Origin of the sequence: Gymnodinialimonas mytili, from assembly GCF_037544085.1 — a bacterium.
In the GTDB taxonomy this organism is placed as follows: domain Bacteria; phylum Pseudomonadota; class Alphaproteobacteria; order Rhodobacterales; family Rhodobacteraceae; genus Gymnodinialimonas; species Gymnodinialimonas mytili.
On the sequence record NZ_JBBIFW010000001.1, the window covers coordinates 541029 to 566978 of the forward strand.

Sequence of the window (25950 nt, forward strand, 5' to 3'; positions counted from 1 at the left end):
ACCCGAGAATTGTAACGAAACGACGGCGGTGCGCGTCAGGTCAGATGACGCGCCTGGTTCAGATGTCAGCCGGTCAACCTCGTCAGCGTGCGCCTTAGGTTGCGGTTGGCGTGGTCCTCAGCTGTCTGTCTTCATCACCAATCGGGGCGATCATGGTGTTCGACACAGACCTCCATCCCGTCGCAGCTGCCGCTCTTATAGACCGGCTCGGACATCACATCATCTTCGGTCTCTTGGTCAGATTCTTCTGGATCTGCATCGGAATCCCAACCCGCGCTTTGGGCGGACGCTTCGCTTTGCTCCATCTCGCTGGCCTGGGCATAGTCGTCTTTGGCGCTGTCTTGCGCGTTCTCCGCATCGCCGACGACAAACGAAAACGACGAGGTTGATGTGACCTCGGACCCGTTAAAGGCCTGATCGGTGGCGAGGATCTCCCCCTCAATGAGACCTTCGAAGCCAGGCGGTGGCGATATCTCCAGTGTGTTGAGATTGAATTCGGATAGATCGATGGGCGATCCATCCGAGACAACGGACATATCGCCACTGATCACAATCGTGTCGGACGGCAACCCGGTCATTTGGAGCTGTGCGCTGTCGGTCCCATCGAAATCAACAAACACATTGAGGGTGCCGTTTTCTTCGATGCCGCTGATCGGATCCGGGCGCACGAATTCACGCCCATCGGTATCGGGCCCTTCCCATTCCAGTTTCAGGCCAGCGTGTCCGTAATTCTCGAAATAGCGCACCTCGACATCATAGGTGCCGGGCTCAAGCTCGATCTCACCCTGTCGGGTACGATATCCGTGCAGGCCATCGTTATCGACGACCACCTCTCCATTGATCAGCACCAAAACGCCGTCATCCGCCCCAGCGAAAAAGGTGTATGATCCGCCTTCTTCGACAGAGAATTGACCCGTCAGCTTTGCACCGAACGTGTCTTTGGCACCGCCCTCCCAGAAGGCACCGCTGCTGTTTTCGTAGTTGATTTCCTTGACGCTTTCTTCATGGGTTGGCGAGCTATCCCAGTCGATATCGTCCAATGCACGCAGGCTGTGATCGACGTCGAAATAGCTGGCATGAAAGCCGGCGGACAATTCCGCCATGGGTGGCGTGATCGTTGCTTCATTCACTTCAAACGGAATGGCCAGGGTCGACACGGCGACGTCTCCGCCCTCGACCGGTACGGTCATGGTCAATTCCGCGGACACCATTCCGATGAAATCAACCGGCGGCGTGATGTTCAGCAAACTTGTATCCCAGCCTGTCACATCAACGCTGCCGCTATCGGGGATCGTGGCGACGTCATCGCCCGCTGAAACCAATGTGCCAGCCGGCAAGTTCATCAATGTCAGGCTAGACCCATCGGGCAAGGGCGCACCATCCAGGGCTGCGGATAGCGATAGTGGCATACCGCTGACCGTCTGCGCCTCGGGCATTTCAGGTGCGGTCACCAATTCGCGACCGTCGATACCCGGCCCTTCCCATTCCAGTTTCAGGCCAGCGCGCCCGTAATTCTCGAAATAGCGCAGTTCAATATGGTGCGTGCCGGGGTCCAGTTCGATTTCGCCATTGCGGGTCCGGTAGCCATGTTCACCATCGTCAACCACGACCTCCTCTCCGTTGATCAACAGGATGACGCCATCATCTCCGCCGAGGAAGAAGTTAAATGTCCCTCCTTCTTCGACCTCGACATGACCGGTGATCTGGGCGCCGAATGTGTCGATGGCGCCGTCCTCCCAAAAAGATCCATGGCCGTTTTTGTAGTTGATATCCTGGGTGAGTTCTTGGTGACTTGGGTCTTGCGACCAGTCGATGTCATCCAGGCGCCGAATGGTGTGGTCGACATCGAAGTAACGCGCGTGGAAACCGGTCGACACCTCAGCTTGCGGCACATCCACCACATCGATTGAAAACACGGCGGTCACGGATTCACCGCCTGTATCGATTGCGGTGACCTGCACGTCAAGCGTGTCGCCCTCGGCCGGGTCTAACTGCGCGCCCGATTTCAAGCGCAGGGTCCCATCGACCACGTCAAACCGATCATCGGAGACCTGAAAGACATGTTGATCACCCAGGTCCGGATCAACAACATCAAGGGCTCCGACGACAGCCCCGTCCGCATTTGCCGCAACCGCGCCATTTGAGAGCGTCACGCTGATCGGCGTTTCGTTCACATCGGCAACGTTGATCGTAAAGGCTTGGGTCAGCGTCGCACCAGCGGCATCTGTCACCGTGACATCTAAGTCGATTGTGCTTGCCTCTTCATGGTCAAGCGAGATGCCAGGTTTGAGGCGCAGATCGCCATTGACGATCTCAAACCGGTCGTCAGAGACGGTGAATTCGAAACCATCGGTCTGATCCGCATCAACCGCCTGAAGTGAGCCGATAACGGCACCGGACGCGTTTTCAGCGATCGTCGCATTGGAAAGTTCTATCTGATCGGGAGCCTGGTTTGGCGCGTCTTCCGCTGAATTCTCAGCGGGCGCCATCGCCGCGGGGACCTCGATATCGCTGGCCGGGGGGGCAGACCCATCTTCCGTCGCTTGTGGAGGATTCAGTGCGGCGGTCGTGGTGGAGGCCTGTGCGCTTGTGCCCTGCACCATCTCGATCTCTGCCGCCTCACGCGGCTGCGGCCCAGATGGCGCCCCAGACGTATCGGCGCCTGATCGAGTCGAAGGCATCATCTGCGATGCATCTTGAACCGCCTGCGGATCTGTGTCGGGACCGGCGCCGTGTTCGGCATTTTGAACAGGCTCCGCTTCGGAGATGACTGGGGCACCCTCGGGGGAGACCCTCTCAACCCCTTCGCCCGTGTAGTCATGGCCAGTGTGCAATGTGCTGCGCGTTGGGTCATCTTGGACGATCTCAGCGCCGCGCGCGAATTGGGAAGCGAGTTCTTCTTTCTCGTCCTGTTCCCGATCGTCGATGGGGCTGGCGGTGCCGGGCTGCAAGGTCTGTTCGGCCATGATGACTACATCTTTCGCAAAGCAATTTGCCCATCAGCCATAGAGCCATCTTGTTGAATTTTTGCTTATAAAGTCGCCCGGATTTTAGACGATTTGTTCCGGGACTTTTTGCCTTCGCTCATCGCCCGTTAAGACCTTGCGCTCATTTTCGAGGCCAATTCAAAACGACGCCAGGCATGATGCCAAAAGATACGTTCATAAGTCGGGTATCCTCAACCGCAGTTGATACGCCCGTATTCGTGGCCTCGCTGACACTCAATACGCTGGGACTGTTAATGCCCATCGTGTTGTTGCAGGTGTTTGAACGGGTCATCCCTTTCCAATCCGGCAGCACATTGATGATGCTGACCCTGGCCCTGGTCATCTCTGCCATATTCGAGCTTGCCTTGCGCATTTGCCGGTCGGTTTTGCTGAGCGCTTCAGCCGAAGATGGGGCGCTTGCCAATCACAGACAGTTTCTCGCGAAAACCCTGACCGCCGATACGGCCGAATACGCAAAAACGCCGGTCGCCGTGCATCTTGAGCGCAGCGCGGCACTGGGATCATTGCGCGATCACGCCTCGGGCAACAACCAGACGCTTGCCATCGATCTGCCCTTTACCGCAGTTTTCATCCTTTTCATCGGACTGATCGGCGGGCTTCTTGCCCTTGTTCCAATCCTCGGTTTGATCACCGTCTTGGCCTTTTCCGCCTCGATAAAGCTCTTGCAGCGGGATCTGTTCAAAGGGCGCAAAACGCTCGACGAACGACGTTACGGCTTCTTGTCGGAGGTCTTTGGCAGCATGGGTGTGGTCAAAGCCAACGCCATGGAACACCAAATGACGCGACGCTATGAGCGTCTTGAAGAGCAGACCGTCGCTTCAAGCCACAGGCTCATCAAATTCTCCGGTGTGACGCAGAATTTTGGGGCGATCTTTTCACAGCTGTCTGTTTCGGCCCTGGGGCTGTTTGGCGCTTATCTGGTCATCAATTCCTATATCGGCGTTGCAGAACTGGCCGCCTGTATGATGCTGAATGGACGCGTGATGCAGCCGCTTTTGAAGCTTATGACTTTTTGGGTGCAATCCGAGTCCATCGCCACATCGAAAGCCAAACTCAACGAGATCAACACCATCAAGCAATCCCACCAACGAGACGACCTTGATTGGTCCGTCACCGGGGAAATTCAAGTCTCGCGGGTTGCAGCTTTCCGCCCGAACCAGCACGACATCGCGTTCAACCATGTCTCCTGTATCGTCCCGCCCGGATCCATCGCGCATATCGACTGCGCCGACAATTGGTCGGCGGCAACCTTCTTTGGCTATGTCAGCGGCCAATCGACACCTGATTTCGGGACCCTTCATATCGACGGCCATCCCGCAACGGCGATGCTTTCAAAGCGCGGGGCGAACGGATTGATCACCCTTGAAGATACGCCTTCGATTTTCGAAGGCACATTGCTGGATAATCTCAGCGCATTCGGCGATGCCGAGCAGGTCGCCAGAGCGAAGGCGTTCGCCGATAAGCTTGGCCTCGGCAAACGGATCAACCGGCTTCCGAACGGTTACAACACGATGCTCGATGCGACCTCCCTGTTCCAAAAGGATGAGGCCAATTGCCAGCTTATCGCGCTGGTCCGCGCACTTACATTGCGCCCGCGGATCCTGCTGATGAACGAACCCACAGCGGTTCTCGACGCGCCGGAGCGGGACGCGCTGTGCACCTGTCTGACAGGCCTATCGCAACGGCCAACGATCCTGGTGGCAAGCCCCGACCCGAGGTTTCGCAAGATTGCGGATATGACGATTGATCTGCGCCCACAAAGCGTTGTCGCTGCGATGCGCGATTGGACGGAGGACGAAGCGCAAGAAACCGACTCAGATGCATCACCACGAAAAGGTGTGGCATGACCGCAATCGACACCCATCAAGCAAGCACATTTCTGGAAAAACTCTTGCAGATAGGCGGATGGCAGGGCCGCAAAGATGCCATTGTCGAGGCATTTCCACATATGTCGGATCAGCTTTCGCCAGATGACATCATACACGCGCTGGAGAACCTCAAGGTTCCACATACTGTAATCGAGTGCCGTGAAGATGTGATCACGCCTGAGGAATGCCCGGCGCTCGTCTTCCCCAAAGATCGTCCCTGCTACATCGTATTGGATATCGACGGCGCATCCATGTTGGTCAGCAATGGCGATGGGGCAAAACCGTCGATACGGCCATCGACTCGGTCGACCTGCACATTGGTTCGGATCGATCGGTTTCGTCACATGGCTGCGGCGGCAGAGACCACATCCGTCGCCGAAGCTTTCGGGGCGCTGCGCCCGATGGTGCCATGGCTTGTCCTGACCTCCTTGTTCAGCAACGTCCTTGGATTGTTGGCACCGCTCTTGATCATGGCGATATATGATCGTGTCATTCCAACCGGCTCCGTCGAATTCTTGACCGCCCTGGCCATCGGCATGGGTGTGATCCTGATCTCTGATTTCGGCTTCCGCCACGCCCGGACGCTCGCCCTGGCCCATATCGGCCGAGAGGGGGAACGCGATCTCTCGCTTGCGCTGTTCCGGAAATTGATGGCGCTTCCGTTGTCCCAACTGACAAAGTCAGGTGTGGATCAGCAACTCATGCGGTTTCGGCAATTCGAAGCACTGCGCGAGGTCTTCACCGGCCAGGTCATGAGCACTCTGCTCGACTTGCCATTTGCACTGATCTTTTTCGCTGTGATCCTGTATCTGTCCCCTCTCGTGGGTGTTCTGACGATGCTCGTCGCAATCGTGTTCGTCATCATCAGCGTTGCCAGCATTCCGGTACAGCAACGCTTGGATCAAGAGGCCGGGACGGCCAGTGCGGAAAGCCGAACGGCACTGCATGACGCCATCGCCCATCAGAAAACGTTATTCAACCTCGGCCTGCAAAACCAATGGATGGCCCGGACCGAGCCGCTTGTGGCCACCGCCGAACAGGCCCATCGTCGGGCGCGCCTGTTTCAAAACACCATGCTTGCAATCACGCAAAGCATTACGGCGCTCGCCACCGTCGGAGCGATCGTTATCAGCGCGCATTCTGCAATGATGGGTCAGACCAGCTTCGGCGTGCTGATCGCTGTGATCGCGCTTGTCGCGAAAGTCCTCTCCCCCATCCACGCATTGCACACCAACATTCCGCAGATCCTCGCTTTTCGCAAAAGTCGAACGCTGGCGGACCGGCTGCTCAAGCTGCCGGAGGAAAGCCGATTGGGGATCGGTCAATCCCACCATCGCAGATTGAACGGAGGCGTGTCGTTTTCGGCCGTCACATATCGGCCGGACCCAAAGAACGCCGCGCTCCTGTCCCAAGTCAGTTTCGACTGCATACCGGGCGAGGTGGTGGCCATCCTTGGCGGAGATGTCGCCAGCCGCGGCGCAGTGCTAGATTTGATTGACGGTCTTACGACCCAAACCGCCGGCACGATCGAACATGACGGCGTCGATATTCGGCAAATCCCAAGCGATGAGTTGCGGCGCTCCATTACCTATTCCACGCAGAAGCCGGTTCTGTTTTATGGCACTGCCGAGCAGAATTTTCGCCTGGCTGCCCCCTCGGCATCAGAGGCGGATATGCATGCGGCCCTCGAAATCATGGATCTGATCGACGACACATCGGTGCTGCCGGACGGGCTGAAAACCCGTTTCAACGAACAGGCGCTGGCGCGCATGCCGGATCGCGTCAAAAAGGCAGTTGCCCTTGCGCGCGCAATCGCACGGCCATCGGCGATATGTTTGTTTGCCGAGCCGACCCAAGGACTGAGCGACATGCAGCGTCAGCGTTTCAAGGATTGGGTCGCGGCCGAACGCGGGGATCGCTCGCTATTCATTGCAACCGCGGATCGATCCTTCCTGGATTTGGCAGATCGGTTTCTGGTGCTGTCCGAGGGCCGTCTGGTGGTCAGTGATACCGGCCCGTCCGGTGCGAAAAAGGCGCGAGCCGCGTTGAACAATATAGGGCGTTGAGATGAGCCATTCTTTGACTGAACGGGCCCTGCGCGGGCCCATTGCGAAAGCCCAACGGCATCAGAAGAAACGGGGGCCGCGCCTGGCTGCGTTTCTTGCGTTGAACCTTTCGGCGCTGGTCGGCGGGTTGATCATCTTGGCAAGCCACACGATCGTTCCCCAGATCACGCGCGCCACGGGCACGTTGGTGCCGGTCGACAATTACACGCAGATCGAAACCATGGAGGGTGGCATCGTGGATAGCGTCCACGTGCGTGACGGCGCGATTGTGGAGGCTGGGGACAGTTTGATTGCCCTCGAAAACCCCAACCTCAACCGCGAAATCGCGACGCTGACCGAACAACTTGATGCGCTGGCGACCCGCAGTGCCAATGCTCAGGCCATCCTGTCCCTTCTCGAGCGTGGGGGGACCATCGAGCCGTCCGATATCAATGCCCTCACGCGGGCTGGACTATCACAAGCCGCGGCTGCTTTGGACGTGTTTGCCGACACTCAGCGGATACAATTGACAACCATACAACAGCAACGGGACACGATCGCCATCTTGGAGCAAGCCGAGGCACTCGCGCTTGAGCGTGTGGTCCGCGTCGATGGTCGGTTGGATGGTTTGCGCAGCTTACTGACGCGCGGGGTTATCACCCAGCCAGAACTCCGCGACGCCGAAGATCAAGCCGACGCGTTTCGCATCGCGGCAAGCGATGCGGCCGTTCGATTGACCCAGGCGCGCAGCGCATTGACCTTGGCCATTGCGGAAATGCATCAGGCCGCGCTCGCATTGCGCGAGCAGATGTTGTCGGAACTGGCCAACGTCACGCAGATGCAGGCGGAATTGCGGGCGACCCAAGGCATTGCCTTGGATCGGTTGCAGAGCCTGCAGATCGATGCACCCGCCAGCGGCATCGTACAGGCGGTCGCATTCCCGAACGTTGGAGAGGTTATTGCACCCGGCGAAACGATATTCGAGCTTTTGCCGCTGCAGGAAACGCTGATCGTCGAAGCACGCATTCCAAATACGGATATCGGCCATGTTGGCGCCGGTGATACAGTTTCGATCAGCATCGATACGTTTGACCCGCGTCGATACGGACGTGTGGATGGAACAATCGCATCCATCTCGCCGGTTCCCATCATCGATGAACAGACCGGAGCCGCGCTCTTTCGCGCGTCGATCGCCCTCCAGACGAACATGATCGGGACAGGACATTTCGAGCGCCCTTTGATCGCCGGGATGAACGCGGTGGCCGAGATCCAGACCGGTGAGCAAACATTGCTGTCTTACCTGTTGAGACCCATTCAATCCACATTACAGCGCTCTTTCATCGAACGGTAAGCGCGGTGACTTCACGCTGAGGCCATTCAGAACTCCGCGCTCCGATCTGTTCATTATTTTGCGAAGCTGGCACCGATCGATCTGTTGCCAGATAACAAAGGTCGACGTTCTTAGGTAGCCATCACGCGGACCAAATCACCAACGTTTGGCGCGATGTCAGTTGGAGGCAGTCCCGCCTGCTCAGCTAACGCGTAACGCAAGCAATGGAGTTGGAATGCATTTTCCCGTGGTAAAGCTAGGATCCGAATGCGGTGCTCAAAAGATCTAACTCACGTGGAAAAATCAAATACTTCGTTCAAGGAATAAGGGACCATCGCCCTAGCTCGTTGACCGCCGCTAAAACGCGGCAGTGCCAATCACCCTCGTCGCTGTCGAAAGCTACAAATCACAGTGACTGAGTGGACCCAAAGTCTTGTCGACACATCGGACCCAAACCCTCGCTTCAGCACGACGATCAAAGCGTCTATATTCGTCCAAATCGCGCAGATCTATCGCGACGACGTTCCACGGATCGCACGGGCAATCAGTGTGACAACGAACAAGACGACAAAGATGAAGAACAGGATCTGCGCGATCCCAGCAGACGCACTTGCGATGCCGCCGAAGCCGAAAAGCGCTGCGATCAACGCGATGACCAAAAATGTAAGTGCCCAACCAAGCATGATTCATCTCCAATTCTGTGTCTGAGAAATGAACACATACGGGAGCAGAAGGTTCCAACCGTCTTAGAAAACCACCTTTTGCTGCAAAAGGGCCTGAACCTGCTCCGATCGAAACGGCTGTTCGAGGCTGTAGATCCCCGGAGGCAGATCGATCTGAGGACTGCCATCGGTCAGGACGACGATTGGCGTGCCAAATTGAAGCCAGTTTTGAACCGCCTCAAGCTCGATGAGCCGCGCAACATTGCCCTCGATAAATGCGATGGCATCGGATCCTGCCGCGATTTGATCCAGATCTACCGCCGTGACCACACTTGCGGCGCCTTCGGACAGCAACAATTGCCGCAAGTCCTCGGCCACCAAAAGGTTGGGGTGGACAACGACCGATCGCTCGCGTGTCCAGCTTGTAAGTGTATCCATCATCACATCCCACATGCTCGAAACGGAACCGTTGAGCGCGTCGTTCGTTGAACCGGGATGCCACAGATACAAGCTGGGCGCATTTAACTGTGACATAGCTGACGTAGGGAAAGATGGTTACGAATTGTAAGAATTGCCCACTGCGCAAACTGGACGTTTTCACGCAACTCAGCGAAGACGAGCTTGCTTATATGCAACGCTTCAAACACGGCGAACTCAAGATCGATGCGCAGACACCGGTTCTGAGCGAAGGGTCGAACAGCCCGCAATTGTTCACAGCGTTGAACGGGATGGGCCTACGTTACAAAACACTGCCGGATGGCCGCCGTCAGGTTGTGAATTTTGTCCTGCCGGGTGACTTCATCGGTTTGCAAGCTGGCCTTATGGGTGAGATGAAACATTCCGTCGAGGCAACGACGCAGATGACCCTGTGCGTCTTTGATCGGACTTCGCTGTGGTCGCTGTATAAGCAGCAGCCTGAGCGCGCTTTTGACCTCACATGGGCCGCAGCCATGGAGGAGCATTTCCTCGGCGAGGCATTGGCATCGCTGGGTCAAATGAGCGCGATAGAGCGGATGAGCTGGGGTCTGATGCGGTTTTATCTGCGTTGTGAAAGCCTGGGCCTCACCGACGGCGAACGCTGCCCCTTCCCTTACCGACAGCAGGATCTGGCAGACATTCTGGGCCTTTCGCTTGTCCATACCAACAAGACGTTGATGAAATTGCGCGGGCGGCAGATCTTGTCGCTGCAGGACGGCACCTTGTCGATCCACGACCCAGCAGCGCTTGAAGAGCTTTCGGCGCTGAATATCGAACCACCTCAGCGCAGACCGTTGATCTGAAACGAAAAGCCCGGCCATGGGAGCCGGGCTTTTTCAGTTATGTTAAGCTGAAGTTAATTCGGTACAGGATTTCAGCACCTTCGCGCCGTCCTCCTGCGTGATCAAAAAAGCGGGCTCATCTTGGCTCGCGTTGCGTTTGACTTTGGTGCCATCCAAAGTGCGTTCAACGTCGGTTTCAAAGCGTTCCGTGATCTCACCTTCGCCAGTACCGGAACCCCAATTCCAACTCACCTTGTCGCCAACATGGAAGCCCATCAGGAGTCCTCCACCACCGTGGCAGGCGCGGCCTCGTCCGCAGGCGCCAAGCTGTCATTCCACACCGAAAAGATCACCACAGCAATCACGGCAACGGCGAGGGCAAGCGTGATGCCATAGAGCGACGGGCTGTGGCGGCGGGCTTGTTTTTTCACATTTGTATCGGGGGCTGACATGCCAAACTCCTTTATTCCATATGAAGATTAACGCCTGACTCAGGGTCCGGTTCCGCTGCGATCAGCGGCAGAAGGATCAGAACCGGCGATCTGGGTGTGCGGGCATCGGGGCAGCACGCTTGATCAACGACCTTGCTCGCATCCGCGAACCGGCGAGCAATCGAACGCATATATACTTGCGCAGATCGATGCGGCGGCTGTTGTGCATCGGCGCCCAACGACGCCGATGCACAAATTTACGTTCAGATCGCCACGTCCATCTGTTCGGTGGTCGCAAAAAACATGGCCTGGCTCACTGCGGCCCGCACCTGATCTTCCGAATACGGTTTGGTGATCAGGAAGGCTGGCTCGGGCCGGTCACCTGTCAACAGCCGCTCTGGGAAGGCCGTAATGAAGATCACCGGGCGATCCCCCAGTTCCTCGAGCAGCGCATTCACAGCATCGATCCCGGAGGATTTATCAGCCAATTGAATATCCGCCAGGATCAAATCCGGCGCCTGCGCTGTGCCTTTCGCGATCGCCTCGTCACGGGTCCGCGCGACACCTGTCACGCTGTGGCCCATCTCGGTCACGATCGATCGCAGATCCATCGCGATGATGCCTTCGTCCTCAATGATGAGCACCTGACCGGAGACGACATCGCCCATGTCGGACATGGCACGGTGGTAAAGCTCTTCGATCTCGGATTGCGGCAATTCGATGATTTGGGCGATCGCATCAAAGCCGAAATTTTCGACACTGCGCAGAAGCAAAACTTCACGCGAGTTTTGGGTCAGATGACGCAAGCGCCACTGGGCACGGGATTCGAGCAGATCATCAAGATCGCTCCCCTGTTCGATCGCGCCGCCGGCGCTCGACCAAATCCGGTGAAAGGTTTGGAAGAGGGCGACCTTCGGCGTCGACGCGTTTTGAATGAGTTCACGGTCGGCGACGATCGCCTCCAAAGTCGCCATCGCGTACCGATCACCGCTGTCTTGTGCGCCAGTCAATGCGCGCGCATACCGCCTCAGAAATGGCAGCTCAGCGGTTACAATCGCGCTCAAATCCGATGCGTTTTCCGGCTGATTCATTTATTGTCTCCTGTCCGACGTTTTGTATGGAACCTTTCCCGCTCTAGTTAGTTCCACACCCAGCAATCTTTTTTTAACTTCGTACGGTACATGGAACAGACATCAAAAAAATCCACCGAGCAAAGGGACGCCGTTGACCGTCAGATCGACGAGAACTTGCGCCGCGTCTATGACGAAACCCTCAAGGAAGATCTGCCTGAGCGGTTCAAGGATCTGCTGGCACAGCTGAAAACCGGCGATAAGGATCCGGCCAATGACAGCTGATCCGCGTGATGAGATCGTTGACCATCTGCCATCGCTGCGGGCCTTCGCCCGCTCCTTGACGCGGAATGCGTCAGCGGCGGATGACTTGGTGCAGGACACGGTTGTGAAGGCTTGGTCGAATATCGATAAGTTTCAGGCGGGCACCAACATGCGGGCCTGGCTGTTCACCATTTTACGTAACACATTCTATTCCGTTCAGCGCAAACGCAGCCGCGAGGTCGCGGATGTGGATGGCGTCATGGCAGAGCAATTGTCTGAAAAACCGGCCCATGATGGGCGCCTGGTGATGCAGGATTTCAACGACGCGTTCGCTCAATTACCTGCTGAGCAGCGTGAGGCGCTTCTGCTGGTCGGTGCCTCCGGCTTCTCGTATGAAGAGGCCGCTGAAATGTGCGATTGCGCCGTCGGTACGGTCAAGAGCCGCGCGAACCGTGGACGCAAACGCCTGGCTGATTTGATGCATCTGGACGAAGGTGAGCCCCTCGAAATGACAGATCAAGCGACACTCGCCGTTGTCACGGGACGGCCTGCTGCGTGATGAAGAGGCGCCGCCCGTGGCAGGGTCTCACACCTTTATGGATGCGGCTGGCACTGCTGCTGAGCATCGGTGTGCTTCCATTGGGTGTGGTCGCGGTGGTGCAGACCGCAGCAGTGGTCGCAGAAGCCGAACGGCTTGAGCGCAGTTATATCCTGTCGCGCACTTTGCGAGCCGTCGGGGCAGAACGGGCCTTGCTGCGCCGCGCTTATGGCTCGGCGGAGGCGCTGGGGGCCACCGCATGGTCGGTTGGCTCAGGGACGGCAGCCTGCGAGAATGCCATGGCCAGCTTCACCGCCGCCAATGATAGTATTGTTTTTGCCGGGTTCATCGATACCGATGGCGTGATGCGCTGCTCGTCAGCGCGCGCTGAGGTCGACTTCGCCGGTCAGCGCGAATGGGAAAGCTTCATCGCGGATCCGCGCCCGATGGTGAACTACAACGCCAATGGCGCGGCCTCTGGTCAAGCTGTCCTGGTCGTCTCGGTTCCAATTTACGATCCCGATACGGGCATTCTGGTCGGCGCATCTTCGGCGTCGCTGCCCGGCGCGTTGATCAGCACCCTGATCAACGAGGAGTTTGACGGGATCCGATTGGCGTTGCTGGACGCCGATGGCCGAGTGCTTGCCGCGTCATCAGAAGTTGAGGAAATCGAGCACCTCGATCTCGTGCCATCCGCGTTAACGATCACCGATGGTGGCCACACCCGAGATGTCAGGCTGCTTGACGGGCAATTCGCACAGGTCGTTTTGGTACCGCTGATCGAAGATCGTGTTTACGTTGTCGGCGTTTGGGATGGCGGCAACCAGGCCTTTGCCGTCAATTTGTTCGGCACCACGGCCCCTTTGTTTCCGATTTTGATGTGGTTGATCGCACTGGGCGTTGGCATCTTTGCAATTGACCGGCTGGTCTTGCGTCATCTCAACCTGTTGAGAGATCGGATGTCAGGGTTTTCCGTGGATCAGCCTGATGACAGTTTCGCAATGCTCAAAGAGGCGCCGCCAGAAATCGCAGAGATCGCCGAGACCTACAACCGCATGGTCGACCGTATCTTGGGTGATCGTGCGGATTTGGCCGAGGCGTTGGACGAGAAAGAGCTGTTGCTGCGCGAGGTTCACCATCGGGTGAAAAACAACCTTCAGATGATCGCGTCGATGATCAATATCCAGATACGCTCAGTGCCCGAGGGCAATGCCCGCCGCATTCTGAAGCGTATGCAAGACCGTGTGATGGGCCTGTCCTCGATCCACAAGGCGCTTTATGCGGGAAACACTTTGGCGCGGGTCCGCGCGGACAACCTTTTGCGCGATGTTCTGCAGAATACGCTGAATATCGGGTTGCCCGCCGGGATGCAGGTGACGACGGACATGGATTTCGATCCAATCGAGCTGGATCCCGATCAGGCCGTGCCGCTGACGCTGTTGGCCAGTGAACTGACCACCAATGCGGTGAAATATGTTGGGCGGCACGAAGACGGTACAGCGTTTATCCGGATCGCGTTCAAGCGGGTGGATGACGACCTTGTCTTGCAGCTGGAAAACAGCATCGGCACGCCCGTCCAGGATCAACATGCCTTGGATGGAACCGGGCTGGGTGCACATCTGATCGAAGCCTTCGTTTCGCAGCTTAACGCCGAAATCGAGATCGATTCAGGTCAGACACTTTATCGCGTGCGCGTCATGTGTTCCGATCTGATCCTGACCGCAGACGAGGACGAAAACCAAGACGATCTGGAAGACGAGGATGACGATGACACCAACGTCGCCCTGCCCCGTGCCAGCTGAAACGGAGCCAGATATGACGCCCCTTGAGACGAAGGATGAGGCAATCGAAAGCCTCGAAATCCTGTTGACGGCGGAAGAGGCATTTCTTGCCCTCGAAACGCAGGTACTCAATGCGACACGCAGCTTTGTCGGGTGTTTCCGGGTCTTTGATCTGCGCACGCGTTTGCACAGCGCGGCGGCGCAAGAGGTAGGGGAAACCTGGTTCGATCTGATCCTTGATGCGTTGAACCGGGGCGTCACATTCGATCTGACAGTTGCCGATTTCGATCCGATCGCGGCGACGCCCGATCACAGGCGCAGCTGGTCCAGTGCGCGCCAATTTGCGGCCCTGGACGAGCTGTCGCATGGTGCCCGGATACATTGGACGATTGCGATGCATCCCGCCCGTGTCGGCCTGCTGCCGCGGTTGGCATTCCAGGCCAAAGCCCGAAAGGAATTGGCAGATCGGGAGCCGGACCCCCTGACCCCGGGTCTGGAGGAGCGCAAGGACCAGCTGGATCTGCCGCTGGTCCCCGCCACACACCACCAGAAACTGGCGGTGATCGATGATCGCATCCTCTATCTGGGTGGGCTGGATCTGAACGAGCGGCGGTTCGACACGAAAGATCACGACCGCCCGGCCGATCAGACCTGGCAAGACATTCATACGCTGTCGACCGGGCCAGTGGTTCACGCCGCACTGCGCCATTTGGAAACGTTCCGGCAGGTCACCGCGGGCGAGCGATCAGCGCCAGAGGCTGCGCCGGGATTTCTCAGGACGCTTTCGGGAAAACGCAAAGCGGGCTTGGTCCATATATCGCCGAAGCCAGAGATAACCGAGATCGAAGCGGCTCATCTGGCGGCAATCGAGGCGAGTGAAGGGCCGATCTATTTGGAGACCCAGTTCTTCCGGCACCGGCCCCTAGCAGATGCGCTGGCCGAGGCGGCCACAAGGCGATCTGGATTAACCTGCACGATGGTGCTGCCTGCGGCACCGGAAGATGTGGCCTTCGAGGACAATGACAAAGAAGACGCCCAGCTGGGCGCACAGCTACAGATGGATTGCATCGACACGATCTCGGAGGCATTTGGGCAGCGCCTGGCGCTGGCTGCACCTGCCCGTCCCGTCGCGGCGCCCGACGAGTTGAGTGACAACGCGCAGCTCTACGGCGCGCCTATCATCTATGTGCATTCCAAATTGTCATTGTTCGGGCTGACGGAAGGCGTGATTTCCTCGGCAAATCTGAACGGTCGCAGCATGAAGTGGGATACCGAGGCGGGTCTGCATGTGACGCGGCCCGAGCATCTGCGCGATTTCTGGAACAGAGCCTTGGAGCATTGGCTCGGGTCCATTCCCATCGATCCGTTGGAAGATCAATTGGCCTACATCGAATGGCTAAACGGGGATATCGCCCGCAACATGGTGACTGCGCCACATGACCGGACGCATTTCCTGCTCCCCTATCCGCGCGGGCGCGACATCGAGCTGGCGGCACCTTTGCCCGGCGTGCCTGACGCATTGGTTTAGCCTGCAATCCGCCCAACGCAGACGTCCCATTGCGTGGGCGCATGTCCGACCCACATGCCACTCCGCACAAAAAAGCCGGGACCCGAAGGCCCCGGCCAGCGTCAGCGCATATGCCCTGACAGGGAGGTTAGGTTACTGCCAAGATTGGATCAGCTCATCATAGCTGATCGTGACCGGCTCTTCGTCCTCGTTTTCCAGTGCCGCTTGGGGTGAGCCCTCTTGCGACAGCCAGAATTCGGGATCCATTTCCTCATTCAGAACCGGGCCGATCTCACCCTGGACCCCGGCGCGTTCCAGACGGGCCAGAACGGCCTCTTGCTGGGCACAGAGATTGTCGAGCGCTTCCTGGGCGGACAGGGCTCCCGAAGATGCATCGCCGATATTCTGCCACCAAAGCGGTGCCAGACGCGGGTAGTCGGGCACGTTGGTCCCGGTGGGCGACCATTGAACGCGGGCTGGCGAGCGGTAGAACTCGATCAAACCACCCAGATTGGGCGCCCGTTCGGTGAAGCTGTCATGGTTGATGGTCGATTCCCGGATGAAGGTCAGACCTTCATGCGAGCGCTGCACATCCACCGTCATCGAGGTCACGAATTGGGCATAAAGCCACGCCGCCTGGGCGCGATCCACAGGTGTGGATTGCATCAGTGTCCAAGATCCGGCGTCCTGGTAGCCAATCTTCTGACCTTCCCGCCAGTAGACACCATGGGGGCTGGGCGCCATGCGCCAACGCGGCGTGCCGTCGTCGTTGAGAACCGCCGAGGCACCGTCACCAACCATGTCAGCGGTGAAGGCGGTGTACCAGAACATCTGCTGCGCGATCGCGCCCTGGGCCGGGATCGGACCAGCTTCGGAGAAGTTCATGCCAGCCGCTTCCGGCGGAGCGAAATTGGTCAGCCAATTGGTGTAGCTTTCGATGGCATAGACCGCTGCCGGGCTGTTGGTCGCGCCGCCGCGCGCCACGCAGGACCCCACCGGCTGGCTGTTTTCGTTAACGCGGATGCCCCATTCATCGACCGGCAGGCCGTTCGGTTCACCTACATCACCCATACCGGCCATCGACATCCACGCATCGGTGAAACGCCAACCCAGCGACGGATCGCGACGACCATAATCCATGTGGCCATAGACGGTTTGGCCATCGATCTCACGTCCTGTGAAGAATTCAGCGATATCTTCATAGGCCGACCAGTTCACCGGGACACCCAGAGTATAGCCGTATTCTTCCTCAAACGCGGCCATGATGTCGGGATCGGTGAACCAATCGTAGCGGAACCAATACAGGTTCGCGAATTGCTGATCGGGCAGTTGGTACAAAAGCCCATCGGGGCCAGTGGTGAACTGCGTGCCGATGAAATCGTCGAGGTTGAGGTTGGGGTTCGTGACCTCAGCGCCCTCACCCGCCATCCAATCTGTCAGGTTGCGCACCTGCTGATAACGCCAGTGGGTGCCGATCAGATCGCTGTCATTGACGTAGGCGTCATAGATATTTTCGCCGGTCTGCATTTGCGTTTGCAGACGCTCCACCACATCGCCTTCGCCGATCAGATCGTGGGTGATTTCAATCCCGGTGATCGCAGTGAAGGCCGGGGCCAGAACGTTGGCCTCGTATTCGTGGGTGGTGATGGTTTCCGACACAACGCGGATTTCCATGCCCTGGAAAGGTTCAGCCGCATCGATGAACCACTGCATCTCGGCTTCCTGCTCTTCGCGGGTCAGCGCGGAATGCTCGATATGCTCATCCAGGAACGCCACCGCCGCGTCCATGTCGGCGAATGCCGGCGCCGAGGCGAGCGACAGGGCCATCGCCAGCACCGAGGTTGATGTGAGTGTCCGTTTCATAGGTTCCTCCCTTTGGATCGAAACAGGTTTTCGTCATGGCCGTCCGGCGCAGCAGGCCGGGCGTCCAAGCTTTTCCTCCCCTCGCTCACACCCAGCGGAACACCGCTGCGCCATAGGCAAGGCATACGAGCAGCGCGTAGGGCTGCGGTCCGACCTCCAGGCCCAACCAAATCAGGTTGATGAAGGCCGAGCCCAGAAGCGTGATGAACAGGCGGTCACCACGGGTCGTTTCAATGCGGAGAATGCCAGCGCGCGGCGTCTCCGGATATCTGATTGCCAGAAAGCTCATCACGGCCAAGATGGTCGCGATGACAGCGAAGAAAATCGCCGTTCCGGTTGTCCATGCCATCCAGTCCAACATGTCTGTTCTCCTTTCGGCGGCTGTTACACGCGGCCCAGGGCGAAGCCCTTGGCGATGTAGTTGCGTACAAAATAGATGACCAAGGCGCCCGGGATGATCGTCAGAACTCCCGCGGCGGCCAACAATCCCCAATCCACGCCTGATGCCCCAACGGTGCGGGTCATGGTGGCCGCAATCGGCTTGGCTTCAGTCGCTGTCAGGGTGCGTGACAACAACAATTCCACCCATGAGAACATGAAGCAGAAGAACGCGGCCACGCCGATGCCAGAGGCGATCAACGGCATGAAGATCTTGGTGAAGAACCGTCCAAAGCTATAGCCGTCGATGTAAGCGGTCTCGTCGATTTCCTTCGGGACACCGCGCATGAAGCCTTCCAGAATCCACACCGCAAGCGGCACGTTGAACAGGCAATGCGCCAGGGCGACCGCGATATGCGTGTCGAACAGACCAACCGACGAATAGAGTTGGAAAAACGGCAATGCGAAAACCGCGGGCGGCGACATGCGATTGGTCAGCAACCAGAAGAATAGGTGTTTGTCGCCCATAAAGCTGTAGCGGCTGAAGGCGTAGGCGGCGGGCAGCGCCACTGCGATCGAGATAACCGTGTTCAATGTCACATAGATGATCGAGTTGATGTAGCCGCTGTACCAGCTCGGGTCGGTCAGGATGGTCCGATAATTCTCGAATGTGATGTTTCGAGGCCAAAGGGTAATGCCGCCCAGGATCTCGGCATTGGTCTTCAGGCTCATGTTCAAGAGCCAGTAGATCGGCAGCATCAGGAAGATCAGATACAGAGCCATCACGATGGCGCGCTTGTTGATCCGAATGCCGCGCTTCGCGGTGAAATCGCTGTCCGTGGTCAGTGTCGACATCACATGCCATCCCGTTTTTCGAGGTTGGTCATCACCGTGTAGAACACGTAGCAAATCAACAGGATGACAAGGTAATACATGATCGAATAAGCGGCTGCGGGGCCTAGGTTGAACTGGTTGATCGCCATATTCACCAGGTCGATCGAAAGGAAATTGGTGGCGCTGCCCGGGCCACCGCCAGTGACCACGAAGGGCTCGGTATAGATCATGAAGCTGTCCATGAAACGCAGCAGGATCGCGATCATCAACACACCCTGCATCTTCGGCAGCTCGATATAGCGGAACACTTTCCAACGGCTCGCTTGGTCGATCTTGGCGGCCTGGTAGTAGGCATCCGGGATCGATTGCAGACCGGCATAGGCCAGCAGCGCCACAAGCGAGGTCCAATGCCAGACATCCATCACCACCAGCGTGATCCAGGCATCTAGCCAATCCTGGGTGTAATTGTAGTCGATCCCAAGCTCAGACAGGGTATAGCCCAACAGGCCGATATCGGCGCGCCCGAAGATCTGCCAGATCGTGCCGACCACGTTCCACGGGATCAGCAGCGGCAGCGACATCAACACCAGACAAACCGAGACCCAGACGCCCTTTTTTGGCATGTTCAGCGCGATGATGATCCCCAGCGGAATCTGGATGGCCAAGATAATGGCCGAGAAAATCAACTGCCGACGGAGCGAGCCCCAAAGCCGGTCGGAATTCAGCACATCGGAAAACCATTCCAGCCCGACGGGAAAGAAGACATTGTTTCCGAACGTGTCCTGGACGGAGTAATTGACCACCGTCATCAGCGGGATGATTGCCGAGAAGGCAACCAGTACCAGCACAGGCAAGATCAGAAACCACGCCTTTTGGTTGACTGTCTTGTTCATGCCGCGACCTCCCCCCTGGGCGCCACGCGCCAATCATCTGCGTAGACATTGATCCCGGCAGGATCGAACCGCGCCATCACACCATCGGCGGGGATCGAAGCGCCCTCGGGCACGATGGCGTCCATCTTGGTGCCTTCCAGTTCAAGCCGGACGATCTTGTGGCGACCCACATCTTCGATGCGGCGGATCTTGGCGGGCAGACCCGCGCCATCGGCGGACAGGGTGACATATTCGGGACGGATGCCGATCTCGATCTTGCCGCTGAGATCGCCATAGCTTTTGCCCAGAAACACCTCGTGCCCGGCGACCTGCGCGGTGGTACCATCGACCGAAGCGTCGAGCAGGTTCATACCGGGCGAGCCAATAAAATAGCCGACAAAGGTATGTTCAGGCCGCTGGAACAGCTCTTCGGGAGTGCCGATCTGCACCACACGGCCATCATACATGACGACGACCTTATCGGCGAAGGTCAGCGCCTCGGTCTGGTCGTGGGTCACATAGATCATCGTGTGGCCGAATTGGTGATGCAACTCCTTCAACTGCGTGCGCAGTTCCCACTTCATGTGGGGGTCGATGACGGTCAGCGGCTCATCAAAGAGCAGCGCGTTGACGTCTTCGCGCACCATCCCGCGGCCCAAAGAAATCTTTTGTTTCGCATCGGCGGTCAGACCCCGCGCACGGCGGTTCAACTGATCTTCCATGCCGATCATCTTGGCAATGTCCTGCACCCGCTGCGCGACATAGCTGGGATCGGCCCCGCGATTGCGCAGCGGAAAGGCGAGATTATCGCGCACGCTCATCGTGTCGTAGACAACCGGGAACTGGAACACCTGTGCGATGTTGCGCTCGGCGGTTGGCGCGTCGGTCACATCGCGGTCTCCGAACAGGATCCGCCCGCGAGACGGATGCAGCAGCCCCGAGATGATGTTGAGCAAGGTGGACTTGCCGCATCCCGAGGACCCCAGAAGGGCGTAAGCTTCGCCATCGTTCCAGACGTGGTTCAGCTCTTTTAGAGCGTAGTCCTCCTCGCCCGATGGGTTGGGCAAGTAGGAATGGGCCAGGTTACTGAGGGTGATTTGTGCCATTGTGCTATCCTTACGCCGCATCCGCATTGGCGGTTGCGTAGGTCGCCGGGGCCACCAATTGCCCATCTTCCGCAAAAATGTAGACATGGGCGGGATCGAGATAGGTGCGCAGCGTTGTGCCGATCTCCAGATCTCGAATGCCATGGACAAGGCCCACCCAGCGTTCGCCATGGTGATCAAGATGAACGAATGTTTCCGAGCCGGTCAATTCGGTCACGATCAGGCGGGCCTGAAACTCCATTGCCGAGGCAGCATGGCGTTCCAATTCCAGGTGGTTGGGCCGGAATCCGGCAACATAGTCGCCATCGCTCAACGCGCCGAAGCCGCCATTTGCCGCCGCGGCCTGGCCGTCGCCAAAGTGAATTCGGTCGCCTGATTTGCGAATCTTCAGGAAATTCATTGGCGGATCTGAGAACACGCGCGCCGTCGTCATATCCACGGGCGTGCGATAAACGGTTGAGGTCGGCCCGAATTGCGTCACCCGCCCCTCCCACAAGGTCGCGGTGTTGCCCCCCAGAAGCAGCGCCTCTTCGGGTTCGGTCGTCGCATAGACGAAGACCGCGCCGGATTCCTCGAAGATCCGCGGGATTTCGATGCGCAATTCCTCTCGCAACTTGTAGTCCAGGTTCGCCAGCGGCTCGTCCAGCAATACCAGCCCCGCGTTCTTCACCAGGGCCCGCGCGAGCGCGCAGCGCTGCTGCTGACCACCCGACAATTCCAGCGGCTTGCGATCCAACATCGGGGTCAATTTCAGCATCTCAGCCGTGTCGCGCACCGCCTTGTCGATCTCTTGCGCAGAGGCGCCGACGATCCGAAGGGGCGAGGCGATATTGTCGTAAACGCTCATCGACGGGTAATTGATGAATTGCTGATAGACCATCGCAACCTTGCGGTCCTGAACCCGCATGCCGGTCACGTCCTCACCGTTCCAAAAGACTTTGCCGCTGGTGGGTTTGTCGAGCCCCGCCATCAGCCGCATCAGGCTGGTCTTGCCCGACAAAGTGGGCCCCAGCAGCACGTTCATCGTGCCGCCCGCAAGTTCTAGATGGGTCGGATGGATATGGGTCTCTGCCCCGACGAGTTTCGAGGCGCCCTCTAATCTCAGGCTCATCGCAATCCTCCTGCAGCCACCGGCTGGCGAGTCTCAGTATGCGCAGCACCGGGTGCGTGTGTCATCCATGTCTCAAGTGCCGCGATCTGCTCGGGTGTCATATGCAAGCCAAGCTTGCTGCGCCGCCAGATGATGTCTTCGGCGGTTTGCGCATATTCATGGGCGATCATCCACCCCACCTCACGCTCGGTCAGTGTTGCCCCGAAATCCAGACCCAAATCTTCCCGCGTGTGCGCATCGCCGAGAACCTGCTGCGCCTCGGTGCCGTAGGCGCGGATCATGCGCAGACACCATGCCGGATCGAGAAATGGATAGGCTGTCGCCAAGTCTAGGGTCAGTTTGTCCACGTCCGACACTGCAAAATCACCGCCCGGCAGCGGGACACCAGCAGTCCACGGGCCGGATTTATCTTTGAAATACCCGTCCAGTTCGAGCAGGGCGGATTCGGCCAGTTTCCGGTATGTGGTGATCTTGCCGCCAAACACGTTCAATACCGGCGCGCCGCGCTCCGCATCCAACTTGAGAACGTAGTCACGTGTCGCAGCGGTCGCGGTTGAGGCGCCATCATCGTAAAGCGGACGCACCCCGGAATAGGTCCAGACGATGTCATCCACATCGATTGGATCGCGCAGATATTGGTTGACGAAGTCTAACAGATAGTCTCGCTCCACCGGGGTGCAGGTCGGAGACTGCGTTGGGTCAGGATGGTCAGCATCGGTGGTGCCGATCAACGTAAAATTCGTTTCATACGGGATCGCGAAGATGATCCGCCCATCGGTGCCCTGGAAGAAATAGCATTTGTCGTGGTCAAACAGACGGCGTGTCACGATATGGGATCCGCGCACCAAGCGCACCTTGGCATCGGAATTTGATCCGACAACCCGGTTCACGACATCGCTGACCCAGGGACCTGCTGCATTCACCAGCGCGCGAGCAAAATGTGTGCGTTTTGCACCCGTCGCAGCCTCCAATGTTTCCACGCGCCAGAGCCCCTCGGCCCGCTCGGCGCGGAGAACCTGGGTGCGCGGCAGAATCATCGCCCCACGCGCCTCCGCATCGCGCGCGTTTAGAATAACAAGGCGCGCATCCTCCACCCAGCAATCCGAGTATTCAAAGGCGCGTTCGAATTTGCGGGCGAGCCCCTGCCCCTCGACCGCCATCCGCAGATCAAGCGACGCGGTCGCGGGGAGGATCTGGCGCCCCCCCATATGATCATACAGAAACAGCCCAAGGCGGATCAGCCATGCGGGACGACGGCCCCGCATCCAAGGCATGATGACGTTGAGCAAGCGCGAGGTCGGCGTGTCGCTGTCGAAGCGCATGTCACGATGATACGGCAACACAAAGCGCATCGGCCATGCGATATGCGGCATTGCCTTCAGCAGGATTTCTCGTTCGATCAGCGCCTCGCGCACCAACCTAAATTCGAAGAACTCCAGATAGCGAAGACCGCCATGAAACAGCTTCGTGGAGCCACTGGATGTTGCGGAGGCGAAGTCATTCATTTCGGCCAGGGCCACGCTGTAGCCGCGCCCGGCCGCATCCCGTGCGATCCCGCACCCATTGATCCCGCCCCCGACGATAAACACGTCAAGCGGATCAGCCATGGTCTGGCCGAGTTCCAATAGATTGCCTCCCAATGCGACGCCCCGACGTCGCTGTCACCCCTAAACCGTGAGACAAACCGCGCAAAAAGGAAAGTGGTTTTTTTCTATTTTTTCGATTGAAGTGCAATCATAGATTTAAAGCACTGTTATAAAATGGATTTTTACAGCACACATCGATGCGACAGCTTTTGAAAGCGAAAAATAATGCGAACGCAAAGGCCCATCTGGGCGCAAGACGCGCAAGGACTCGCACAATCGAACATAGGCGAACATAATGTGTGGTAGGAGGATCTTGATGAAGAACAGCTTTCGCCAAACCGAAATTCTGGAAATTGCGCGCCGCGTTGGCAAGGTGACGGTCGAAGGTCTGTCTGAGCATTTCGATGTGACCGTGCAGACGATCCGCCGCGATCTGACGGAATTGGACGAAGCCGGGCACCTTAACCGCGTACATGGCGGCGCGATCCTGGCATCCGGCACGACCAACCTGGCCTATGATGCGCGGCGCAGTCACCTGGCCGACCAAAAGGCCGCTATTGCGCGCGCCTGCGCTGCGGCGATTCCCGATGATTGTTCGGTCTTCCTGAACATCGGCACCAGCACCGAAGCTGTCGCTACAGAGTTGTTGCGACACAAGAACATCCTGGTCATCACCAACAACATGAACGTCGCCAATACGCTCAGCTCCAATCCCGATTGCGAGGTTGTCGTAACCGGCGGCAGCGTCCGGCGCAGCGATGGCGGATTAATCGGCACCATGACCGTTGAAGCGATCCGCAGCTTCAAGTTCGATTATGCGGTGATCGGATGCTCTGCCATCGACGAGGATGGCGACGTTTTGGACTATGACATTCAGGAGGTCGGCGTCAGCCAAGCCATCATAGCGCAGGCGCGTGCGCCTCTCCTGGTGGCAGACCATTCCAAATTGCTTCGCACAGCACCAGCGCGGATCTGCTCATTGGCCAATATACAAGCCGTGTTCACTGACCAAGCACTGCCAGATCAGTTGCAAGACGCCTGTCAGAGGTGGAGCACCCAGGTGCACGTGGCCGAGATTGCCGGTGATCCGCTTTCAGACCTGCCCGGCAAGCTGGCTCGAACCGCCGGCAAACTATAGGACGACCTCGCCCGCCTCCGCCATGTCGGTTAGATCCTCGACCGCCAGGATAAGCCGTTCATCGGGGAGGTCGGGAAAGGCGTCGCGGGCACCCGTGACAAGATCGATTTGGCGCACAGATTTTTGCGCGGCCTCAATGATCCATTGCGCTGCGCGGCCCGGCACAAAGATCGTGCCCTCTGCCCCCCGTTTCAGATGCACCATGGTGTTGGGCCTGCGGGTCACTTGAGCGGATCGAAACCGCCAGAAAGGCGCATCGGGCCACCGCGCCTCGGTGCGGTAGGTTTTCCAATGAGTCTTAAGATAAGCGCTATGATCCCGCGCGATACTATCGAGGTAAGCCGATCTGAGCGTGCCAGCGCCAAACAGCCAATCGGCCGCGACGCGGGCCGCCTGGATCCCACTGCCCATCGCATTGGGAATGCCGGAGGATGACAACGGATCACGGGCGGCGATCGCATCCCCCGCGGCAATCATTGGGCGGTTAGGATCACCGCCCTGCAGCAGACTGGAAAAAGCAGGGAGCGTTTCCAGTGCGCACGGCTCGGGAGCAACCAACGGAGAGATATGCCGGGTCTCGGCCAGGTGATGCGCCCAGATATCTGGAGCAGACAAACGCAGCCGATGAATGCGCGCAGCGTCGGAGAACAGGCATACGATGACCTCACCTGACGGCAAGGGCGCTGCGTACCACCACCCATCCTTAAACGCCTCGACCCGCGTCACCTGGGCGACATTGGCCGCGGCGGGCAATCGCGCAGTGATGGCCGTGAGCATATCGTTTCGCTGACGATAGCCCCCCTGGCGCGTCGAAAAAAACGAGCCGCGCCCCGCCGCATCGATGACATAACGTGCGGTCAGTTCATCCTTGCCCAGATCCAACCGCCAACACGCACCATCATATCGACACTTGGCAACATTCGTGTTGGTCATCAGCACTGTGCCGAGATCCTCCGCTGCATTGGCCATCATGCGTTCGAACCGCGCGCGATCCAGGGCCCAGCCAGCGCCGTGCAGGGTCAGAATAAAATCCATCGTGCCAAGCGTATCGCTGCCCCAAGCGGCTTCGCTTCCCAACAGGCTAAGCGTCTGCTCCGCCTCAAACCGGTCCCAAAGGCCCAGATATTGCAGGAGGCTGCGCGTGCCGGGTGAGAGGGACTCGCCCACTTTAGGTGTGCTGTAATCCCCCCGCTCGATCAGGGCGACACGAATATCCTTGCGCTTTCGCAAAGTAAGTGCGGCGGCGGCACCTGCGGGCCCGCCACCGATGATCGCAACATCGAAATCTGTCACCAAGGA

At 58.2% G+C, this 25950-nt stretch carries 23 protein-coding genes; 9 read left to right on the forward strand and 14 right to left on the reverse strand.

From position 1 onward, the window contains the following. Positions 1 to 134: 134 nt before the first annotated feature. Positions 135 to 2966, reverse strand: coding sequence for a PA14 domain-containing protein (locus V8J82_RS02585; protein ID WP_339971840.1), 2832 nt, complete (start codon positions 2964 to 2966; stop codon positions 135 to 137). 179 nt (positions 2967 to 3145) lie between these two features. On the opposite strand from V8J82_RS02585, the gene V8J82_RS02590 reads away from it, so the two are divergent. From V8J82_RS02590 to V8J82_RS02600, 3 genes are read left to right on the forward strand one after another with little or no spacing between them, the layout of a single operon-like run. Beyond that, positions 3146 to 4855 carry an ABC transporter transmembrane domain-containing protein gene (locus V8J82_RS02590; RefSeq protein ID WP_339971842.1) on the forward strand — a complete coding sequence of 570 codons (1710 nt, stop codon included), beginning with the start codon at positions 3146 to 3148 and terminating at the stop codon, positions 4853 to 4855. Further along, positions 4852 to 6942, forward strand: coding sequence for a peptidase domain-containing ABC transporter (locus V8J82_RS02595; RefSeq protein WP_339971844.1), 2091 nt, complete (start codon positions 4852 to 4854; stop codon positions 6940 to 6942). The genes V8J82_RS02590 and V8J82_RS02595 overlap by 4 nt, the downstream gene beginning before the upstream one ends. A gap of 1 nt (position 6943) precedes the next feature. After that, a complete protein-coding gene (locus V8J82_RS02600; RefSeq protein WP_339971846.1) occupies positions 6944 to 8272 on the forward strand; it encodes an HlyD family type I secretion periplasmic adaptor subunit in 1329 nt (442 codons plus the stop codon). A gap of 488 nt (positions 8273 to 8760) precedes the next feature. On the opposite strand, the gene V8J82_RS02605 is transcribed toward V8J82_RS02600, so the two are convergent. Together V8J82_RS02605 and V8J82_RS02610 are read right to left on the reverse strand one after the other, a co-directional pair. Then, the gene (locus tag V8J82_RS02605; RefSeq protein WP_339971848.1) at positions 8761 to 8934 is read right to left on the reverse strand and encodes a DUF1328 domain-containing protein; all 174 of its coding nucleotides are present in this window, start codon (positions 8932 to 8934) and stop codon (positions 8761 to 8763) included. Positions 8935 to 8997: 63 nt separating this feature from the next. After that, positions 8998 to 9351 (reverse strand): hypothetical protein, encoded by a 354-nt coding sequence (locus V8J82_RS02610; protein ID WP_339971850.1) that lies wholly within the window; start codon positions 9349 to 9351, stop codon positions 8998 to 9000. 113 nt (positions 9352 to 9464) lie between these two features. Here V8J82_RS02610 and V8J82_RS02615 point away from each other — a divergent pair, with 113 nt between their 5' ends. After that, the gene (locus V8J82_RS02615; RefSeq protein ID WP_339971853.1) at positions 9465 to 10193 is read left to right on the forward strand and encodes a Crp/Fnr family transcriptional regulator; all 729 of its coding nucleotides are present in this window, start codon (positions 9465 to 9467) and stop codon (positions 10191 to 10193) included. 42 nt (positions 10194 to 10235) lie between these two features. Here V8J82_RS02615 and V8J82_RS02620 read toward each other — a convergent pair whose 3' ends face one another. The 3 genes from V8J82_RS02620 to V8J82_RS02630 all read right to left on the reverse strand — a co-directional run bounded on the left by V8J82_RS02620 (position 10236) and on the right by V8J82_RS02630 (position 11694). Continuing rightward, complete coding sequence (locus V8J82_RS02620; protein ID WP_339971855.1) at positions 10236 to 10448, reverse strand: hypervirulence associated TUDOR domain-containing protein; 213 nt, start codon at positions 10446 to 10448, stop codon at positions 10236 to 10238. Beyond that, a complete protein-coding gene (locus V8J82_RS02625; protein ID WP_339971859.1) occupies positions 10448 to 10624 on the reverse strand; it encodes a hypothetical protein in 177 nt (58 codons plus the stop codon). Before V8J82_RS02625 ends, V8J82_RS02620 begins: the two co-directional genes overlap by 1 nt. 242 nt (positions 10625 to 10866) lie before the next feature. After that, on the reverse strand, positions 10867 to 11694 hold the full coding sequence (locus V8J82_RS02630; protein WP_339971861.1) for a response regulator: 828 nt from the start codon (positions 11692 to 11694) through the stop codon (positions 10867 to 10869). Between the two features lie 90 nt (positions 11695 to 11784). Between V8J82_RS02630 and V8J82_RS02635 the strand changes: the two genes are divergently transcribed. Genes V8J82_RS02635 through V8J82_RS02650 form a run of 4 tightly spaced genes read left to right on the forward strand, consistent with a single transcriptional unit; the run spans position 11785 to position 15784 of the window. Further along, positions 11785 to 11958, forward strand: a complete 174-nt coding sequence (locus tag V8J82_RS02635) for a NepR family anti-sigma factor (RefSeq protein ID WP_339971863.1) — start codon at positions 11785 to 11787, stop codon at positions 11956 to 11958. Further along, positions 11948 to 12496 (forward strand): RNA polymerase sigma factor, encoded by a 549-nt coding sequence (locus tag V8J82_RS02640; protein ID WP_339971865.1) that lies wholly within the window; start codon positions 11948 to 11950, stop codon positions 12494 to 12496. The genes V8J82_RS02635 and V8J82_RS02640 overlap by 11 nt, the downstream gene beginning before the upstream one ends. Next, positions 12496 to 14277 (forward strand): sensor histidine kinase, encoded by a 1782-nt coding sequence (locus V8J82_RS02645; protein ID WP_339971867.1) that lies wholly within the window; start codon positions 12496 to 12498, stop codon positions 14275 to 14277. Before V8J82_RS02640 ends, V8J82_RS02645 begins: the two co-directional genes overlap by 1 nt. Positions 14278 to 14290: 13 nt before the next feature. After that, positions 14291 to 15784, forward strand: coding sequence for a phospholipase D family protein (locus V8J82_RS02650; RefSeq protein ID WP_339971869.1), 1494 nt, complete (start codon positions 14291 to 14293; stop codon positions 15782 to 15784). A gap of 132 nt (positions 15785 to 15916) precedes the next feature. Here the strand turns inward: V8J82_RS02650 and V8J82_RS02655 are convergent, their stop codons facing one another. The 7 genes from V8J82_RS02655 to glpD all read right to left on the reverse strand — a co-directional run bounded on the left by V8J82_RS02655 (position 15917) and on the right by glpD (position 23534). Continuing rightward, positions 15917 to 17626, reverse strand: coding sequence for an ABC transporter substrate-binding protein (locus V8J82_RS02655; protein WP_339971871.1), 1710 nt, complete (start codon positions 17624 to 17626; stop codon positions 15917 to 15919). Positions 17627 to 17711: 85 nt separating this feature from the next. Further along, positions 17712 to 17984: a DUF2160 domain-containing protein gene (locus tag V8J82_RS02660; RefSeq protein WP_339974495.1), complete on the reverse strand. Its 273-nt coding sequence runs from the start codon at positions 17982 to 17984 to the stop codon at positions 17712 to 17714. Positions 17985 to 18010: 26 nt separating this feature from the next. Continuing rightward, entirely contained in the window at positions 18011 to 18787 is a 777-nt protein-coding gene (locus tag V8J82_RS02665) for a carbohydrate ABC transporter permease (protein ID WP_439650044.1), read from the reverse strand. A gap of 71 nt (positions 18788 to 18858) precedes the next feature. After that, a complete protein-coding gene (locus V8J82_RS02670; RefSeq protein ID WP_339971875.1) occupies positions 18859 to 19731 on the reverse strand; it encodes a carbohydrate ABC transporter permease in 873 nt (290 codons plus the stop codon). Next, complete coding sequence (locus V8J82_RS02675; protein ID WP_339971877.1) at positions 19728 to 20816, reverse strand: ABC transporter ATP-binding protein; 1089 nt, start codon at positions 20814 to 20816, stop codon at positions 19728 to 19730. Before V8J82_RS02675 ends, V8J82_RS02670 begins: the two co-directional genes overlap by 4 nt. Positions 20817 to 20826: 10 nt before the next feature. Continuing rightward, positions 20827 to 21927, reverse strand: coding sequence for an ABC transporter ATP-binding protein (locus V8J82_RS02680; RefSeq protein ID WP_339971879.1), 1101 nt, complete (start codon positions 21925 to 21927; stop codon positions 20827 to 20829). Further along, positions 21924 to 23534 carry a glycerol-3-phosphate dehydrogenase gene (glpD, locus tag V8J82_RS02685; RefSeq protein ID WP_339971881.1) on the reverse strand — a complete coding sequence of 537 codons (1611 nt, stop codon included), beginning with the start codon at positions 23532 to 23534 and terminating at the stop codon, positions 21924 to 21926. Before glpD ends, V8J82_RS02680 begins: the two co-directional genes overlap by 4 nt. A 295-nt stretch (positions 23535 to 23829) precedes the next feature. Between glpD and V8J82_RS02690 the strand changes: the two genes are divergently transcribed. Further along, positions 23830 to 24651: a DeoR/GlpR family DNA-binding transcription regulator gene (locus tag V8J82_RS02690; protein ID WP_339971883.1), complete on the forward strand. Its 822-nt coding sequence runs from the start codon at positions 23830 to 23832 to the stop codon at positions 24649 to 24651. Here the strand turns inward: V8J82_RS02690 and V8J82_RS02695 are convergent. Further along, a complete protein-coding gene (locus tag V8J82_RS02695) occupies positions 24646 to 25944 on the reverse strand; it encodes a tryptophan 7-halogenase (protein ID WP_339971885.1) in 1299 nt (432 codons plus the stop codon). The two genes, V8J82_RS02690 and V8J82_RS02695, sit on opposite strands and share 6 nt — an antisense overlap. Positions 25945 to 25950 lie beyond the last annotated feature (6 nt).